13 protein-coding genes are annotated in these 16,261 nt (G+C 60.4%); 7 read left to right on the forward strand and 6 right to left on the reverse strand.

The window, feature by feature from the left end:
• Positions 1 to 120 precede the first annotated feature (120 nt).
• From mltG to ACLSSQ_RS08860, 7 genes are all read left to right on the forward strand, one after another.
• Complete coding sequence (mltG, locus tag ACLSSQ_RS08830; RefSeq protein WP_014237687.1) at positions 121 to 1,116, forward strand: endolytic transglycosylase MltG; 996 nt, start codon at positions 121 to 123, stop codon at positions 1,114 to 1,116.
• A gap of 13 nt (positions 1,117 to 1,129) precedes the next feature.
• Positions 1,130 to 1,741 carry a dTMP kinase gene (tmk, locus tag ACLSSQ_RS08835; protein WP_014237686.1) on the forward strand — a complete coding sequence of 204 codons (612 nt, stop codon included), beginning with the start codon at positions 1,130 to 1,132 and terminating at the stop codon, positions 1,739 to 1,741.
• Positions 1,738 to 2,763, forward strand: coding sequence for a DNA polymerase III subunit delta' (gene holB, locus ACLSSQ_RS08840; RefSeq protein ID WP_014237685.1), 1,026 nt, complete (start codon positions 1,738 to 1,740; stop codon positions 2,761 to 2,763). Before tmk ends, holB begins: the two co-directional genes overlap by 4 nt.
• Positions 2,764 to 2,779: 16 nt before the next feature.
• The gene (locus tag ACLSSQ_RS08845) at positions 2,780 to 3,166 is read left to right on the forward strand and encodes a PilZ domain-containing protein (RefSeq protein ID WP_014237684.1); all 387 of its coding nucleotides are present in this window, start codon (positions 2,780 to 2,782) and stop codon (positions 3,164 to 3,166) included.
• Positions 3,167 to 3,195: 29 nt separating this feature from the next.
• Complete coding sequence (locus tag ACLSSQ_RS08850) at positions 3,196 to 3,978, forward strand: TatD family hydrolase (protein ID WP_014237683.1); 783 nt, start codon at positions 3,196 to 3,198, stop codon at positions 3,976 to 3,978.
• Between the two features lie 16 nt (positions 3,979 to 3,994).
• A complete protein-coding gene (locus tag ACLSSQ_RS08855; protein WP_014237682.1) occupies positions 3,995 to 4,639 on the forward strand; it encodes an ankyrin repeat domain-containing protein in 645 nt (214 codons plus the stop codon).
• A 68-nt stretch (positions 4,640 to 4,707) separates the two neighbouring features.
• Positions 4,708 to 5,700, forward strand: a complete 993-nt coding sequence (locus ACLSSQ_RS08860) for a TRAP transporter substrate-binding protein (RefSeq protein WP_014237681.1) — start codon at positions 4,708 to 4,710, stop codon at positions 5,698 to 5,700.
• A 484-nt stretch (positions 5,701 to 6,184) separates the two neighbouring features.
• Here the strand turns inward: ACLSSQ_RS08860 and ACLSSQ_RS08865 are convergent, their stop codons facing one another.
• The 6 genes from ACLSSQ_RS08865 to ACLSSQ_RS08890 all read right to left on the reverse strand — a co-directional run bounded on the left by ACLSSQ_RS08865 (position 6,185) and on the right by ACLSSQ_RS08890 (position 16,091).
• Positions 6,185 to 9,187 (reverse strand): Tn3 family transposase, encoded by a 3,003-nt coding sequence (locus ACLSSQ_RS08865; protein ID WP_014237680.1) that lies wholly within the window; start codon positions 9,185 to 9,187, stop codon positions 6,185 to 6,187.
• A 6-nt stretch (positions 9,188 to 9,193) separates the two neighbouring features.
• Positions 9,194 to 10,477 (reverse strand): site-specific integrase, encoded by a 1,284-nt coding sequence (locus tag ACLSSQ_RS08870; protein ID WP_014237679.1) that lies wholly within the window; start codon positions 10,475 to 10,477, stop codon positions 9,194 to 9,196.
• 17 nt (positions 10,478 to 10,494) lie between these two features.
• Positions 10,495 to 12,720: a S8 family peptidase gene (locus ACLSSQ_RS08875; protein WP_014237678.1), complete on the reverse strand. Its 2,226-nt coding sequence runs from the start codon at positions 12,718 to 12,720 to the stop codon at positions 10,495 to 10,497.
• A complete protein-coding gene (locus ACLSSQ_RS08880) occupies positions 12,721 to 13,893 on the reverse strand; it encodes an AAA family ATPase (protein ID WP_014237677.1) in 1,173 nt (390 codons plus the stop codon).
• A 123-nt stretch (positions 13,894 to 14,016) separates the two neighbouring features.
• Positions 14,017 to 15,417, reverse strand: a complete 1,401-nt coding sequence (locus tag ACLSSQ_RS08885; RefSeq protein ID WP_014237676.1) for a heavy metal sensor histidine kinase — start codon at positions 15,415 to 15,417, stop codon at positions 14,017 to 14,019.
• A complete protein-coding gene (locus ACLSSQ_RS08890; protein ID WP_014237675.1) occupies positions 15,414 to 16,091 on the reverse strand; it encodes a heavy metal response regulator transcription factor in 678 nt (225 codons plus the stop codon). Before ACLSSQ_RS08890 ends, ACLSSQ_RS08885 begins: the two co-directional genes overlap by 4 nt.
• Between the last annotated feature and the right edge of the window lie 170 nt (positions 16,092 to 16,261).

The following is a 16,261-nucleotide window of genomic DNA, read 5'->3' on the forward strand; positions in this document are numbered from 1 at the left end:
GCGGGCGTCAATAGCTGGGGAGAATACAGGGCTTGGGCTATTATATCGCCTCCTTTTACCCCGAATTCTCGGCAACGGCCAGGCCGGTGGCGGCAGCCGTTCCCCTAGACCCGCTTTCCTATGCGCTTGTTCCGCAGACTGTTGTCCCTGCTGATCCTCGCGGCCCTGCTGGGCGGCGGCGGCCTGGCCTGGCTGGCCCTGAGCCCGGTCCGCCTCAATGCCTCGCCCCTGGACTTCCAGGTGCAGCCCGGCAGCAGTGCCCGCGCAGCCGCCCGGCAGATGGTGGAGGCGGGCATCGATCTCAATCCCTGGGCCTTCGAGGCCCTGGCCCGGGCCAGCCGCAGCGCCGCGGCCCTCAAGGCGGGCAGCTACGAGGTGGAGCAGGGCATCACCCTGTGGGCTCTGCTGCAGAAGCTGACCCGGGGTGACGTCAGCCAGAGCGAACTGGCCATCATCGAGGGCTGGAATTTCCGCCAGCTGCGGGACAAGCTCAATGCCCACCCCGACCTGCGCCATGACGGCGCCGGCTTGTCGGACCGGGAACTGCTGCAGCGCATTGGCGCCGCCGAAAGCCATCCGGAAGGACTGTTCTTCCCCGACACCTATCTCTTCAGCAAGCAGTCCAGCGACCTGGACCTGCTGGCCCGGGCCTACCGGGCTATGCAGAAGCGCCTCCAGACCGAATGGGCGGCCCGGGACCCGGGCCTGCCCCTGCAGCATCCCTACCAGGCCCTGATCCTCGCTTCCATCGTGGAAAAGGAAACGGGTCGGGCCGCGGACCGGCCCCATATCGCCGCAGTGTTCGTCAATCGCCTGCGCCAGGGCATGCTGCTGCAGACCGACCCCACGGTCATCTACGGCATGGGCGAGCGCTTCGACGGCAATTTGCGGCGCCAGGACCTGCTCACCGATACGCCCTACAATACCTACACCCGGGGCGGCCTGCCGCCCACGCCCATCGCCATGCCCGGCCAGGCGGCCCTGCAGGCGGCGCTCCATCCCGCTGCCAGCCCGGCCCTTTATTTCGTCGCCCGGGGCGATGGCAGCAGCCATTTTTCCTCCTCCCTGGACGAGCACAACCGGGCGGTAAACAAATACCAGCGGGGCGGACGCTGATTACAGGATGACCATGCGCGGAAAATTCATCACCTTCGAAGGTATCGACGGGGCCGGCAAGAGCACCCACATCCAGTGGCTGGCAGACCAGCTCACGGCCCGGGGCAAGACCGTGGTCACCACCCGGGAGCCCGGCGGCACGCCCCTGGGGGAAAAGCTGCGGGCCCTGCTGCTGGCCGAGCCCATGCACCTGGAAACCGAGGCCCTGCTGATGTTCGCTGCCCGCCGGGAGCACCTGGCCGAGGTCATCGAGCCGGCCCTGGCGGCCGGCACCTGGGTCATCTCGGACCGTTTCACCGATGCCACCGTGGCCTACCAGGGCGGCGGCCGGGGGCTATCCCTGGACAAGCTGAAAGTCCTGGAGGACTGGGTCCACGGCCACCTGCAGCCGGACCTGACCCTGCTTTTCGATCTGCCCCTGGCGGTAGCCCAGGCCCGCATCGGCAAGGAGCGCATCCTCGACCGCTTCGAGCAGGAAGAGGCTGATTTCCACGAGCGGGTGCGCCAGTGCTATCTGCAACGGGCCGGCCAGTCCAACGGCCGCATCCGGGTGGTACAGGCCGACCGGACCGTGGATGAAATTAAGAAATCAATTGAAGAATTGATTTCAACTATTTGTTTATGAATATATTTCAATTACAGGAATCGGCCTGGCAACGGCTCCAGGGGCGGCGTGCCCAGCTTCCCCACGCCCTCCTGCTGATCGGCCAGCGCGGCGTCGGCAAGTTCGAACTGGCCCGGGCCTTTGCCGCCGGCCTGCTCTGCGAGGCGCCGGGCATGGACGGCCATGCCTGCGGCCAGTGTTCCGCCTGCAACTGGCTGGGGCAGGGCAACCACCCGGATTTCCGGCTGGTGCAACCGGCGGCCATGAGCGACGAAGAGGCCGAGGCCGACGAGGAAACGGGCAAGAAGAAGCCCAGCCAGCAGATCACCATCGACCAGGTGCGGGGGCTGGACGACTTCCTCCACGTCGGCACCCACCGCCAGGGGGTGCGCATCGTCCTGCTGCACCCGGCGGAGGCCATGAACCGCAACACCGCCAACGCGCTGTTGAAGAGCCTGGAAGAACCCCGGCCCGACACCCTGTTCCTGCTGGTGTCCAGCGAGGCCGACCGGCTCCTGCCAACCATCCGCAGCCGCTGCCAGACCGTGGAAGTGCCCCTGCCGTCGCCCCAGGCGGCCACCGCCTGGCTGGCGGCGCAGAAGGTCAGCGACGGCGGGCGCTGGCTGGCCCTGGCCGGCGGGGCGCCGCGCCTGGCGGCGGAACTGGCCGGCAGCGGCCAGCGCAGTCTGCTCGATGCCCTGCTCGGGCAGTTGCAGAAGGGACGCCAGCTGGACCCCATTGCCGCGGCCGCTCTGATCGAGAAAACTCTCAAGGCGGACAAGTCCGGCGCCCTCACCATGAAGCGGACGGTGGAATGGCTGCAGAAATGGAGCGCCGACCTGGCTCTGGTGGCGGAGGGGCTGCCGCCGCGCTACTTCCAGGACGATGGCGCTACAATAGGGCAGCTGGCGGCTTCATCAAGCACTATTAAAATAATAAATTTCAATAGATTGCTGATTAAATTTAAAGCTCAATCTGAGCATCCGTTGAACCTGCGCTTGGTACTGGAAGAACTCTTCTTCGCCTACCGGGCCCTGTACTGAAAGACGCGAGGACCCCATGTCGGACACCAATGCCGCAAGTTCTGCCGCTCCAGCCGCCGCCGGAGCCCGCCCCAGCGTTCTCTCCCTCAACATCAATTCCAAGTCGGCCCTTTACGCCGCCTACATGCCCCACCTGAAAAACGGCGGCATCTTCATCCCCACCAACCGTCGCTACACCCTGGGGGACGAAGTTTTCATGCTGCTCTCCCTGATGGAGGACCCGACCAAGCTGCCCATCGCCGGCACCGTGGTCTGGGTGACCCCGGCCGGGGCCCAGAACAGCAAGGCCCAGGGCATCGGCATCCATTTCAACAACGACGAGAGCGGCATCGAGGCCCGGCGCAAGATCGAAGGCCTGCTCGGCGGCCTGCTCCAGTCCAGCCGCGCCACCCATACCATCTGAGGGCCCTGGCGGCCCCGCGTAGAGAAACCATGCTTGTCGATTCCCACTGCCACCTGGACTTTCCCGACCTGGCCGCCAGGCTGCCGGAAATCCTGGCCAAGATGGCAGCCAACCAAGTCCAGGCCGCCGTCTGCATCGGCGTCAATCTGGAGGACTTTCCCCGGGTCCTGGCCCTGGCCGAGGCCCATCCCCAGTTGCTGGCCAGCGTCGGCGTCCATCCCGAACACACGGAAGGGGCCGAGCCCACGGCGGAGCAGCTGGTGGCCCTGGCCGCCCATCCCCGGGTCGTCGCCATCGGCGAAACCGGGCTGGATTACTACTGGCACAAGGACAAGCCGGAGTGGCAGCGACAGCGCTTCCGCACCCACATCGCTGCCGCCAAGGCCTGCGGCAAGCCCCTGGTGATCCATACCCGGGACTCGGCCGCCGACACCATCCGCCTCATGGCGGAGGAGGGGGCCGGAGCGGTGGGCGGCGTCATGCACTGCTTCACCGAGGACTGGGAAGTGGCCAAACAGGCCCTGGACCTGGGCTTCTACATTTCCTTCTCCGGCATCGTCACCTTCAAGAACGCCAAGGTGGTCAAGGAAGTGGCCGCCAAGGTGCCCCTGGAGCGCATCCTGGTGGAGACCGACTCGCCCTACCTGGCACCAACGCCCTTCCGGGGCAAGACCAACGAACCGGCCTACGTGCGCCACGTGGCCGAGGAAATCGCCACCCTGCGCGGTCTCACCCTGCAGGAGGTGGCCGCCGCCACCACCGCCAATTTCTTCCGCTGTTTCCCTGCCGCCGGCACCGCCCTGGCCGCCTGACCCTCGAGGAACCACCATGCGCAAGCTCCTGGCAGCCCTGCTGCTCTCCCTGGCTTTCCCCCTTGCCCAGCCGGTCCTGGCCGGCATCTACGACGACACCCTCAAGGCCGTGCTGGAAAACCACACGGAGGAGGCGGTGGCCCTGCTGGAGCGGGGCATCGATCCCAATACCGCCGATGCCGAAGGCAGCACCCTGCTCATGCTGGCGGCCCGCAACGGCAATGCGGAGCTGGTGGACCAGCTGATCCTGCGCCGGGCCAAGGTCACCGCCCGCAATCGTTTCGGCGACGACGCCCTGCTGCTGGCCAGCTTCCGCGGCCATCTGCCGGTGGTGAAGCTGCTCCTGGCCGGCGGCGCCCCGGTGAACCGCAGCGAAGGCTGGCCGCCCCTGGCCTATGCGGCCTTCAACAACCAGCTGGAGGTGATGGAATACCTGCTGGCCCACGGCGCCGACATCAACGGCACCAGCGACAACGGCACCACCGCCCTCATGGTGGCGGCCCGCAATGCCCATATCGAAGCGGTGCGCCTGCTGCTGAAGCACAAGCCGGATGTGGACAAGATCAACGAGGCCGGCGGCACCGCCCTGAAGTGGGCCGTGGCCGCCAACAATACGGAAATCGCCGACCTGCTGCGCCAGGCCGGCGCCGTCCTGGAGTAAGCGGGAACGCGGGTTTCGGCCGCTCCCGATTTTTCCTGCAGCAACCTGGTTTCGGGAAGAACACTGCCATGCAACGACGTGACTTCCTGCTCGGCGCCGGCGCTTCGGCGGCCCTGGGCGCGGCTACGGCCCGGGCGGCGGACGGCCAGCCGGTGGTGCGCTGGCGCCTGGCCTCCAGCTATCCGAAGAGCCTGGATACCCTCTACGGCGCCAGCGAAGTGCTGGCCAATCGGGTGGCGGCCCTGACCGAGGGACGCTTCCAGATCCGCCCCTTCGCCGCGGGCGAAATCGTCCCCGGTCTGCAGGCCCTGGATGCGGTGCAGCAGGACACCGTGGAGTGCGGCCACACCCTGGGTTCCTTCTACGTCGGCAAGAACCGGGCATTCGCCTTCGACAGCGTCCTGCCCTTCGGCCTCACCACCCGCCAGCAGACGGCCTGGATGCATTTCGGCAACGGTCTGACCCTGCTGCGGGAGCTGTACCGGGATTACGGCGTCATCAACTTCCCCGGCGGCAACACCGGCGCCCAGATGGGGGGCTGGTTCCGCAAGGAACTGCAGGGCCTGGCCGATCTCAAGGGCCTGAAGATGCGCATTCCAGGCCTGGGCGGGGAAATCATGGCGCGCCTAGGGGCGGTGCCCCAGACCATTCCCGGGGCCGACGTCTATCCGGCCCTGGAAAAGGGCGCCATCGACGCCGCCGAATGGTCCGGCCCCTACGATGACGAGAAGCTGGGCTTCTTCAAGGTGGCCCGCTATTACTACCATCCGGGCTGGTGGGAACCCAGTGCCCAGCTGAGTTTCCTGGTCAATGCCCGGGAATGGGAAAAACTGCCCAAGGCCTACCAGCAGGCCTTCGAGGTGGCGGCGGCAGAAGCCCACCTGCTCACCACCGCCGAATACGACGCCAAGAATCCGCCGGCCCTGACGCGCCTGCTGGCCCAGGGCGTCAAGCTGCGCCGTTTTCCGGATGACGTGATGAAGGCCGCCTACAGGGCCGCCTTCGCCTTCTACGAGAGGGTCGGCCGGGAATCATCCGAAATCCTCGAAAAAATCGCTTAGTTGATTGTTCCGAAAAGAAAATCACCTTATTTGAAGTGAAGGCCAGTTTTCACCGGCCTACCCTCTTCAGTTGAAGCTTAGGCTCCGCAGGTCAGTGCTTTGTTTGCGCTGACAAAAACTTTGTCAGGCTTGGATTTGAACTCAGTGTCCGGCTGATTGTTGTGTGACTTACACATCGGCGCAATGTAGTTGAGTTTTCGCAGCGATTCGTCTTTCATGTTCGGCAAAATGATATGCGCCCCAACCTCAGCTTGAGAGTCACACCCTTGCACGTGGCTTTTGGCGTTGCGGAAGCCTTCGCAAACTTCTTCCAGTGGCCAAGCCAAGTACCGCAACTACAATTTTTGTCTGAGGTTCCATTCAGATTTTTCATCGTGATCGAACCACTGCCGGTCAGTGTCTTGCTCATGAACATCTCCCTAAAGTGACCACGCACGCGCATGGCAATCCATGATATTGGGATTCTCTCCGAGAAATTCAATAGTCATTGACCTTGGCTTGTTGATTCGGCCTCCAAAATCCGGAATCCCTCATCCAGCGCTTCGGCCTTGCGGCGGAAATCCAGCACGTAATCGCCGAAACGATTGATGTGCTCCAGCCGGTATGGTGCCAGTCCAGCCAAGACTTCCTGGTTGATCACAGCCCCTTCGGCTTGGAGTTGCTTCAGCACCCGGCTCATCCCCACCACGTTGTGCAAGATGACCAGGTTGGCAACAAGATGGTTGTACTTGATGATCTTGCGCTGTTCATGGCGCAGGTTTTCGGCAATCACCCCTTCTCCGCCGAAGAACAGTTTTTTCTCGAAACCATTGAATTGCTCCGACTTGTTGGTTTCCGCGTGGATGAGCCGGCGTAGTTCGACGTTGCCAACGTATTTCAGCAGAAACATGGTTCGGATTACTTTGCCGAGTTCCTTAAAGGCGAAATACAGCTTGTTCTTTCGACTGTAAGTCCCCAGGCGGCGCAGGATGGCCGAGGCAGAAATTTTCCCGAGCTTGATGGAAACGGCCACGCGCAGCATGTCCGGCAGATGAGTCTCGATCATCTGCCAATTGATGTCATCACTGAATAATCGGTCGATATGGGTGAACTTCTTGTTGTTGTCGGGGCGATGGAATACCAGATCCTTGATGCCACGGATGCGCGGCATCAGCTTGATACCCAAGAGGTGGGAAAGAGCAAAAACCGTGTAGCTCTGGGCTTGGGTATCACCGTGAATGGTGTCCGGTCGGATATCCGAGGTATTGGTCATCAGTCCATCGAGGATGTGGGTGCCTTCGTAGGTACCACAGGAAATGAAGTGGCTGAACAGCGCAATGAACTTGTCGGAAACATGGTAGTAGCCGATACCGCCATAGCCGCCGTAGCGGATGTGATGCTCGGAAATCAGATTTTGCTCGTAGAGGTTCCATTTCGTGCCGTCGGCCGAAGCATGCTTGCCTGATCCCCAGTAGCCAGGCAATTCGAACTTGTTGTAGGCATTGATGACTTTGACGATGGCTTTTTCCAGCACCTCTTCCGTTACGTACTTGATGTTGAGCCAAGCGATCTGCTTGCGGCTCATGCCCCGAATTGAGCGCGCCGTCTGGGTCGGTCCGAGGTTGCAGCCATAACAGAACAAGGTGCTGATCACTCGTGGCCGCAATTCCTCGATCCGGCTTTCGGTCCCCATCAAGGGCCGAAACAACTTGTGCAATTGCAGCCAGCGCTCGGTGTCGATCAGTACGTCGACGATACTGATGTTCTCCATGTGCTCGGTGATTAGCTGGTCGATCGCCCTGATGCCGGGCGGTGGTTCGCTGGCTGGCGGTTTCTTCAGGATCAGCCGGCCATCGACGATTTCGGCATAGGCATTTTCGGGAAATTCGGCATCGACCTCCTCAGCCGTCTCCAGTAAAGCCGCCTTCAAGGACTCGGTAAAGGCCCTGGAATCCGTTTCGACACCGGTGACCTCGCCATACTGCGCCAATTCCCGATTCAGGGTGTCGTCATCAACCAGTTGTTCCCGGTAGTCGTCGTAGCGCTCACCGTGCTGAATAAACAGATCGCCCGACTTCAGTTCATCGCGGATCGCATACAGAACCGCCAATTCGAAGTAACGGCGATTGATGGCAACGACCTGACCGTCGGCGCGTTCGGAAATGACCAGCTTCCGCCAGGTCGAGGGGAGCCACTGGAAGTCCTCCTCGACATTCAGACCGACCAACGATAGCGGAACGACTTCGTGCCGGGTGCCACGTAGCGCCTGCAACGCTTTCATCATCCGGATCAGGGTATCGTCTTCACTGCTGCTCTGCGGATTGACGATTTCGATACAGTTCAGCAACTGAGCTCGAACCATCTTGTAAGGCTGGATGAGGAACGGCAGATGATTGCGTCCGGCGTAAGCCATGTGCTCATCGCAGATGGCCACCAGGTCATCGACCTCGGCGATCAGGCTGCCGCCGATGGCTTCCACCCGTTGATGATCCGTGCCGTCGATCCGGTAGGCCAGCAACATCTCTTTCAACTGGCCGATCAGGCGATCAGTTCGCTGGAGGTGTTCCTGCTGGTATTCACCCAGCTTGTTGCGTGCCTGATTGTCCAGGTTCTGGAGCATGCGGACGAATAGGTCGGCCGCATCGTCAAGCGTCTGGGCAAATTGCGAGCGGATGTAGATGACCGCCAGGGCATAGCGCTTCTGGGGCTTCAGCTCCGCCATTTCTGTCGCATCCAGCGAACGGGCGATGTAGCGGTACTGTTTGAGTTTTGGAACGGGAATATCGGGGATGGGTAGTTGGTCGACCAGCAACTGGAGCCTGCGGATATGCTGGAGATAGAAGCGGGTTTCCTTGTTGGTTGGCTTTTTTGGTTCGCGCTTGAGCAGGTTCCAGGTACTGCTGGTCTCACCCGACTTGACCTTGAACAAGTTGTCGATCAAGGCTTTCACCTTGGCATCAAGTTGGTCGGCAAGGCTCGCAAAATGGACGTCGTGGATCTTTTCCCGGGCCTGGACGGCCAGTCGGTCGAGTGTTGAGAAACCAGGGAGTTCGTAGCGGTGGTGCACCAGTTCTTCAAGCATCACATTGATGATGTCGGCCACCACATGTCGGCTGTCTGCGGCGGTTTCTGCAACATGCCGTAACCAGGCGCGTCCCTGATCGTCCAGAGGGCGAACATTCAGGTAGCGTCGCAAGGCAGCAATCAGGGTGGTGCGCGCCGTCGTTCGGTCGAACTGCCGAAGTTCATCTGCCCTGGCTGGCCGATGCCCCGTTTGGACCACAATGTGTTGGCGAATCGCCGCCGGAACATCCCTGATGTGGACGAAGTACCCAAGACGCTGAAACAGCTTCAGGTAGATGAATGCAGCCGAGCGAGCAATGGGACGCTTTACAGTCTTATCGATGAATCTGATTTCATCAGGCGTCAGGGTATAAATCTCGTCGAGATCCTGTGCCGATGGGTCCGCTTTCAGGCGGGGATACGCGGTCTCGTGAAGCTGGGTCATGCGGGATCAATCCCAATGCCTGCCGGTGGCCGGGTCACGGCAGACCGCCTCCAGGAAGCACTCACGGGCATCGGCAATACGATGGAGTTCGTCGAGCAAGGTGTAGAGGTGCTCGTCCAGGGTGTCGGTTGAAGGCGTCGGGACGGAAATTTGATATCGACGGCCATCCTGATCCAACGGTTGTGCCTGGAACTGGGCAAGGCAAGTGTTCGTCATGTCCCGCAAGGCATTGGCGACACCGCGTCGGCCGCCATTGAAGGCAGACAAATCGATGGAAACCTCGATCATTGCGAGTGGGACCTCGGGCAGACTGGGCAACTGTGGGGTCGAGGCTGTTGCTGTTTCTGGCAGCGCCCGATCCAGTCCCTGCTCGAAACGCGCCTTCTGGTCGGTGCTGACCCCATCCAGATAGCGCATGGCAGCCTTCACATCACGCCAGCCCACGTAACTCATCAACTCCCGGATATCCCAGCCGCTCATGCCAGCCCACTGGGCGAACCCACGGCGTAGCGAGTGACTACTGAAGGTCTCTGCATCGGCCACACCTGCCCGGCTCAGCAACTTTCGAAGCATGGGAATGATACTGCTCGGGGTCAATTCGACTTCAGATAGATGCCCCCAGCGATCGACCTTGCGGAATAGCGGCCCTCCAGTCAGTTTGGACAAGGCTAACCAGTCTTCAACTGCCTCGACCGGACACAGCCGGGACAGTGCTGGACATGAGTAGCTTCGGCCTTCCAGGTTGCGATCTCCCTTGCTGCGCGGCAAGAAACAGGTCAGCCCCTCGCCAGGCTTGATTTCGATAAATTCGATGCGAAGGTTGGCCAGTTCGTCGGAGCGGAACCCGCGCCAGAAACCGAGGAGAACCAGGGCTTGGTCCCGCGTGTGTCGCAGGGCGCTGGTCAAATCCCCCCGGCTGATTGCAGCCGCCGTGGCCGAAGTCAGCCAGTCGGCAACACCGCGCAGGATTTCCAGTTCCAGTGGCTTGGCCCGTTTTTCCTGGGCAGGATGCAGCGTTCGGATACCTTTCAACAGTTGCCGAATTTTTGGGGCTTTGGTCGGGTCCGGAAAGCCATGATCCTGATGCCAGCGCGACAGCGCCGCGAGGCGGTGCTTCAGCGTGTTCAGCGACAGGGATTCGGCATAGGCCGCCAGGTAGCGGGCAACCGAATCGATGGTTGCCGGCAACAAGCCTCCCCACTCGATCTCGAAGTGCTGGATGGCTGACGCATAGCTGCGTCGGGTATTGGCCCGTGCGGCGGCATTGAGGTAGAGATCGACCTGGCTCATCGCATTCCTAGCTGGATTCAGGTCCGTGCGCGCAGCGGCAGCGAGACTTGCGGTTCCAGCGCTTGGAGCACGGCGTGGGCCTTGAGTATGTCCTGATGTAACTGCGCATGCTTCGGGGCGTGTACGGTAACCACCAAGGCGTAGCGGATGGCAGGCGCCCCTGACGAAGCCTGGCCCCCAGCCTCGCGAGCGTTGTAATGCACGTCGAACAAGGGTTCAAGCAGGCTGCTACCGTAGTAACTGTGCTCAGCGTGCAGCACAGTTTCCCACTTACCCAGATCTGCCCGCAGTTCGGCCTCGGTCCGAAAGTCGGCCGATGGGAAAAAACTGACCGACGATGCATTGGTAGCACCGGCCTTGCGCTTGCTGCTGTTGGGTCGAAAGGTAATGCCGAGGCCGGCTTTCGTGTAGGCGCCGGCATCCTGAGGATCGACCGGGCTGGCGTAACAGAAGGTTGCCCGTAAACGCACCTTCCCCTCCAGCTTAAAAGCCGGCAAGGGAATCGGTGCGCGCAGGAATTTTCCTGGACGTAGCTCGCCCTGATAGATGATTCGAGCTACCCCGTCGTCACAGGTGATCAGGCGATTGATGTCCGACGGGACACGTCCCCAACCGACATGATGCACATCGTGCTCTTCATTGCTTTCGCAGCCATGGACCAACAGCGTCTTGATGGTCAACGGATGTACAGGGTCGCCCAGAATAGCCCGGATACCAACTGCCGAGCGCAGCGCGAGTGGTGCCGCGAAGCTGGTTCCCAGCGTGGCGGCCAGGTTCGGTCGGCTGCCAGGGGCTGCTACGTGAAAATACTCCTTGGGCGCGCCGCCAAACGCCACCACATCGGGTTTCCGTCTTCCCGGGCTACGACCGGGGCCGGTGGCGCTGTAACCAGCGCGTTTCCAATCCGGGCCGCTTCGATCGGCGGCGCCCACAGACAACGCATTCACGCTATCAGAAGGCACCTGGATACGGTTAAGGCCAAGTGCTGCATCGCGTTCCCCATTATTGCCGACTGCAACAGTCATCAGGGTTTCACCATCGCTCAAAATGCTGTCGATCACCGCTGTCCACGCGTGTACATCTTGGTCCTCGACTGGCAGATCCGGACCCAAGCTGAGGTTGATGAACTGGTATTGACGGGAAAGCAGTACGGTTTCGACGTGGCCGAGCGTGCGATACAACTCGTAGGGATCTTCTCCGTCAATCTTGGCATCCAGCACGCGATGATGGTCAACCGGCGCGTAGGGACGTTCTGCCGCTGCTTCCGGCTCAATCGGCCCAAACAGCAAAGCCGAGGTGACGCCGAGTCCATGCTCGGTGAAGTCGGGTACGTCGCTCGCATCCTCGTCAGCCAGGAAATAGCGGCGGACATAGCCATCGAGGATGTGCTCCGCCGGTAGGCCGCCATCCAGTACAGCGACCTTGGGTTCGCGAGAAAGCGGCTCGCCGCTCGGCAACGAGAACGACACCGCAAGCGGCATGCTGCGGGTGACCGGACGTGCCGCCCGCAAGTGCGGCATCGGCCGGACGACGCGGGTCAGGGTGAACTGGGCCAGGTTTTCTAGGGCGGCAGCCTCCCCCTCGACCGCAACGAACAGCAGGCGGCCCGCTTCAAATTCGAATTCGCCATTGACCCTGAAGCCGCAGTCCTTGGCGTAGTCAGCGAACATGGCACGAACATCCGAGGCGTCGCCTTCGGGGGGTAAATGCAGGCCGACCTCGAAAACGTGGCCGATATTGGCGCCCTCAAGATGCAGGCGATCAGATGGGGTCATGGCGGCAAAGGTCTCGATGCGAGCAAACTGCTCGGCGACCGGCATCTGTTCGTTCAGGTTTCGGGCGAAAGCCGGGAAGTTTCCCAGTGCCGCCCGCGTGCCAGCCACGAAAAGTTCCGTGGTTTCTGCTTCCGGCGGCGCCTTCTTCTGAGTTTGGCGGCGCGGCTGGATACGGCGGGTCCGCGACCCGACCGAGGCGAGGCCGACCTGATCGAGCAGCAGCTTCGGGAAAAACGACTTGGCCAGGTAGGCCGGGTGCAATACCAGACGGGCCACCGCTAAATCATCGGCACAGGCCTTCGCCGGTAATTCTTGGAAAATGCTGTTGGCTAACTCGATCTCCGGCACGATGATGCGCTTGGCCTCGCCAAGCGTATAGGGGTGAGCCTTGTCGCCAACCTTCTTCTTGGGCGCTTCGATGGGATAGGTCAGTAACTCGGCACGGCCGATCAGGTATCGCGTAGTCATTTATTTGAGCCCCCTGCCTTTGCGGGGTGATGGTCCCGCGTGTTTGCGAATGGTGTCGCGAGCGACCCCCGTCATCTGGCTAATCTGCATGTGAGTGTGCTGGCCCGCCTTGGCCAGTTCGATTGCTAGATTGAGGCGTTCTGCCTTGCTCAAGGCTTCCTGACGCTGGCCCAGTGCCGAGCCGATCAGTTGTTCTAACGGTGCTGTCTGCAAGGCATGGCCACGACGCAAGGCGTTAATGCTACGTTCGACATCCGACAGCGACTGCCCCTGTAGGCCGGCGGCCAGCACATCGACCCAAGACTCAAACAGTTTCAGGTCGTCGCCAAGGAATCGCTGGATGGCAACCGCAATCGCCGAGGCATCCGGTGCGTCGAACTTGAGGACCAGATCGAAACGTCGCCACAGCGCCGGATCGACCAGCTCCGGATGATTGGTGGCTGCCAGCAGTAATCCGCTGTCCGGCCACTGGTCGACTTCCTGCAACATAACGGTGACCAAGCGCTTCAGTTCGCCGATATCGGATTCATCGCTGCGCCGTTTGGCGATGGCGTCGATCTCATCGAGCAGTAGGACGGCGGCGTGCTTCTTGGCGTGGTCCAGGGCGGCACGCAGATTGTTGCCAGTCTTGCCAAGCAGGCTGCTCATGACCGCCGTCAGGTCAAGCACCCATAGGGGCTTGCCCAAGGCGCTGGCGATCCAGCGGGCCGAGAGTGTTTTGCCGACCCCGGGTGGCCCAACCAAAATGGCTGAACGGGTCGGGCTGATACCGCGAGCAGCCAGCCGTTCGCGTTCCTGGCGTTCGCGAATGATGGCGCCGATGGCGTCATGAACGCCGCCGGGAAGAATCGGCGGAGCCAACCCGACTCGATCATCGAAGACGCGAATCAGTGCTAGGCGGGAGTCGCCATCAACTGGTAATGCCACTTCGCCAGCTTCAACCACTGGTGTGCCTCGACGCAGGATTGAATTACCTGCTGATCGGGTCTGGGATGCTTTCAGAGATTGATCAAGACGTGCTGCCAGTTCGGGGCGCTGCTGACGATACTTGCGTACGAGGCGCGCTAGCAGCAGGCGTGTATCTTCATGTGCCTCTGAAGCAGCGAGTCGAGCTAAATTGGCGAAATCATCCTCTATGTTTTCTATCTCGCCTGAAATTCTTTTTTTTTCCACAAAATAGCCTTTTAAAGAGTGCAGTTTGTTTTGGCGAATTTTATGGCGAAATATAATTATTGGTCAATAAGGCCGATGTTGATCAGGCCATCCTGAGATCAAGCATTTTTGAATGGGAAACAATTACCGGTGAGAACTGGGCAGGGATAGCGTAAAGCGCGTTTTTTCAGCGGTCGATTGGACACGTACTTTCCCGCCATGTGCAATCACAATTGATTGGGTGATAGCTAACCCAAGTCCCGAATTTTCGGTTGTCCGCAGTCGGGAACTGTCAACCCGATAAAAACGATCGAACAGGCGGGGCAAATGCTCCGCAGGAATCTCGTTCCCTGTGTTTTCGACGGCAATATGTGTCAATCCGTCATCACGCTCCTCGATTTGCACTGTAACCACTCCATCGTTTGGCGTGTGCCTCAACGCATTGGACAGCAGATTGCTTATCGCTCGGCGCAACATCAATCGGTCTCCGAGGATTTGGCCGGCGCCAGAGAATGACAAGTCAATCGATTTCTCTTCGGCAAGCACATCGTAATACTCGAGCAAATCGCCAATTTCCTCGGCAAGGTCTATCGCCTCTCGATTGGGGATGATCTGGTTGTTGTCGGCCTTGGCCAGGAAAAGCATGTCGGAAATGGTTCGCGATAAGCGTTCGAATTCTTCCGCGTTCGATGCCAGGATGTCCCGGTAGTCCTCTGCAGAGCGTGCTTTCGAGAGCGTGACCTGGGTCTGGGTCAACAGATTGCTGACCGGCGTTCGCAACTCATGGGCCAAGTCCGATGAAAAATCCGACAGGCGCTGAAAGGATTCTTCCAAGCGCGAAAGCATGCCATTCAGTGTGTCAGCCAGATCCGCCAATTCGCGGGGGATGGCTTCGACCGGCAAGCGGGTATGCAGGCGATTGGCGGTGATCTCAGCCGCCTGCCGCTTAATGGCCAGTAAAGGCAACAGGCCGCGCCGGACGACAAACCAGCCGAGCAATCCCATCGCCAGGGTTGCCAAGCTCATGAACCCCCACAAGGTCTGCCGGAAGGAAGTCATGAAGTGCTCGTGATGGGTGATTTCGGTAGCAATTGCCACGGTGTAACTACCGCCACCATCGGTGCCTTTGATCATCGAGGAAATTCCCCGCCATGGCTGGCCGTCGTTACTGTTCCATTTGACGGGTTGCTCGCGCCTTGGTGTCGCGCCAATGCTTAGTAGATCCTGCGGAAACACCATCGCTTCGTTGGCATACAGCGTTTCGCCATTCTGGTCATAGACGGCAACGATCAGCCCGTGATGCCCCGTCAGCGCATCGTCCAGTTGCTGGGTCAGTGTCTCTTTCGGCTGACTATCTGGTTTTCGTTCCAGGATATGCCTCGCCAACTGCATTTTGCCGGTCAGCACATCCAAATCCTGCTCTTCGAAGTGGCGCTCAACCGCATTGCCAATCAGCAGGCCGAGCAGGAACAGCACAAAGGCCGAGGCCAGCGCAAACAGCAGGGTCAGGCGAAGCGTCAGTGAAGGGCCGCGAGTCGGGGTCAATCGGTAATCTCCAGAACATAGCCCATGCCACGCACCGTACGAATCAATTTGGGTTCGAACCCGTCGTCAATCTTGACCCGCAGGCGCTTGATCGCGACCTCGATGACGTTCGTGTCGCTGTCGAAATTCATGTCCCAGACCTGAGAGGCTATCAATGAGCGTGGCAACACCTCACCCTGACGGCGCAGCAACAGTTCGAGCAAGGCAAACTCCTTGGCGGTCAGGTCAATCCGTTTCCCGGCCCGATTGACGCGGCGGCGCAGCAAGTCGAGTTCGAGGTCGGCTGCGCGCAGAATCTCGGATTCCTTGGCTTTTCCGCCACGACGCAAAAGAGATCTGACGCGAGCCAACAGTTCAGAAAACGCAAAGGGCTTGACCAGATAATCATCTGCTCCCAGTTCAAATCCTTTAACCCGATCTTCCACCTGGTCGCGTGCCGTCAGAAACAGCACCGGCATTTCCTTGCCGGCCCGGCGAATGCCTTGCAACACCTGCCAGCCGTCGATACCCGGGAGCATGACGTCGAGGATCGCCAGATCATAGGCCTCTGTCAGCGCCAAATGCAGCCCGTCGAGGCCGTTGACGGCCAAATCCACGACGAAGCCTGCCTCGACCAAGCCCTGCTTGAGGTAGGTGCCGGTTTTGGTTTCGTCTTCCACTACAAGAATTTTCATCGCTCTCTCCGCCAACCATTGGCTATTGATGGCGCATTTTCCGTCGCTTTTAAAGGCCAATTGCCTAGATTACGAAAATGTAATCCGCAAGTCAGCAAGATGTTGGTTTGGCGAAAGCATGATGTCGATCATCGGGGCAAAAGACTCCGCATATTCCCAATGGAGGCATC

It is taken from the genome of Azospira sp. APE16 (assembly GCF_047901315.1).
In the GTDB taxonomy this organism is placed as follows: Bacteria; Pseudomonadota; Gammaproteobacteria; order Burkholderiales; family Rhodocyclaceae; genus Azospira; species Azospira oryzae.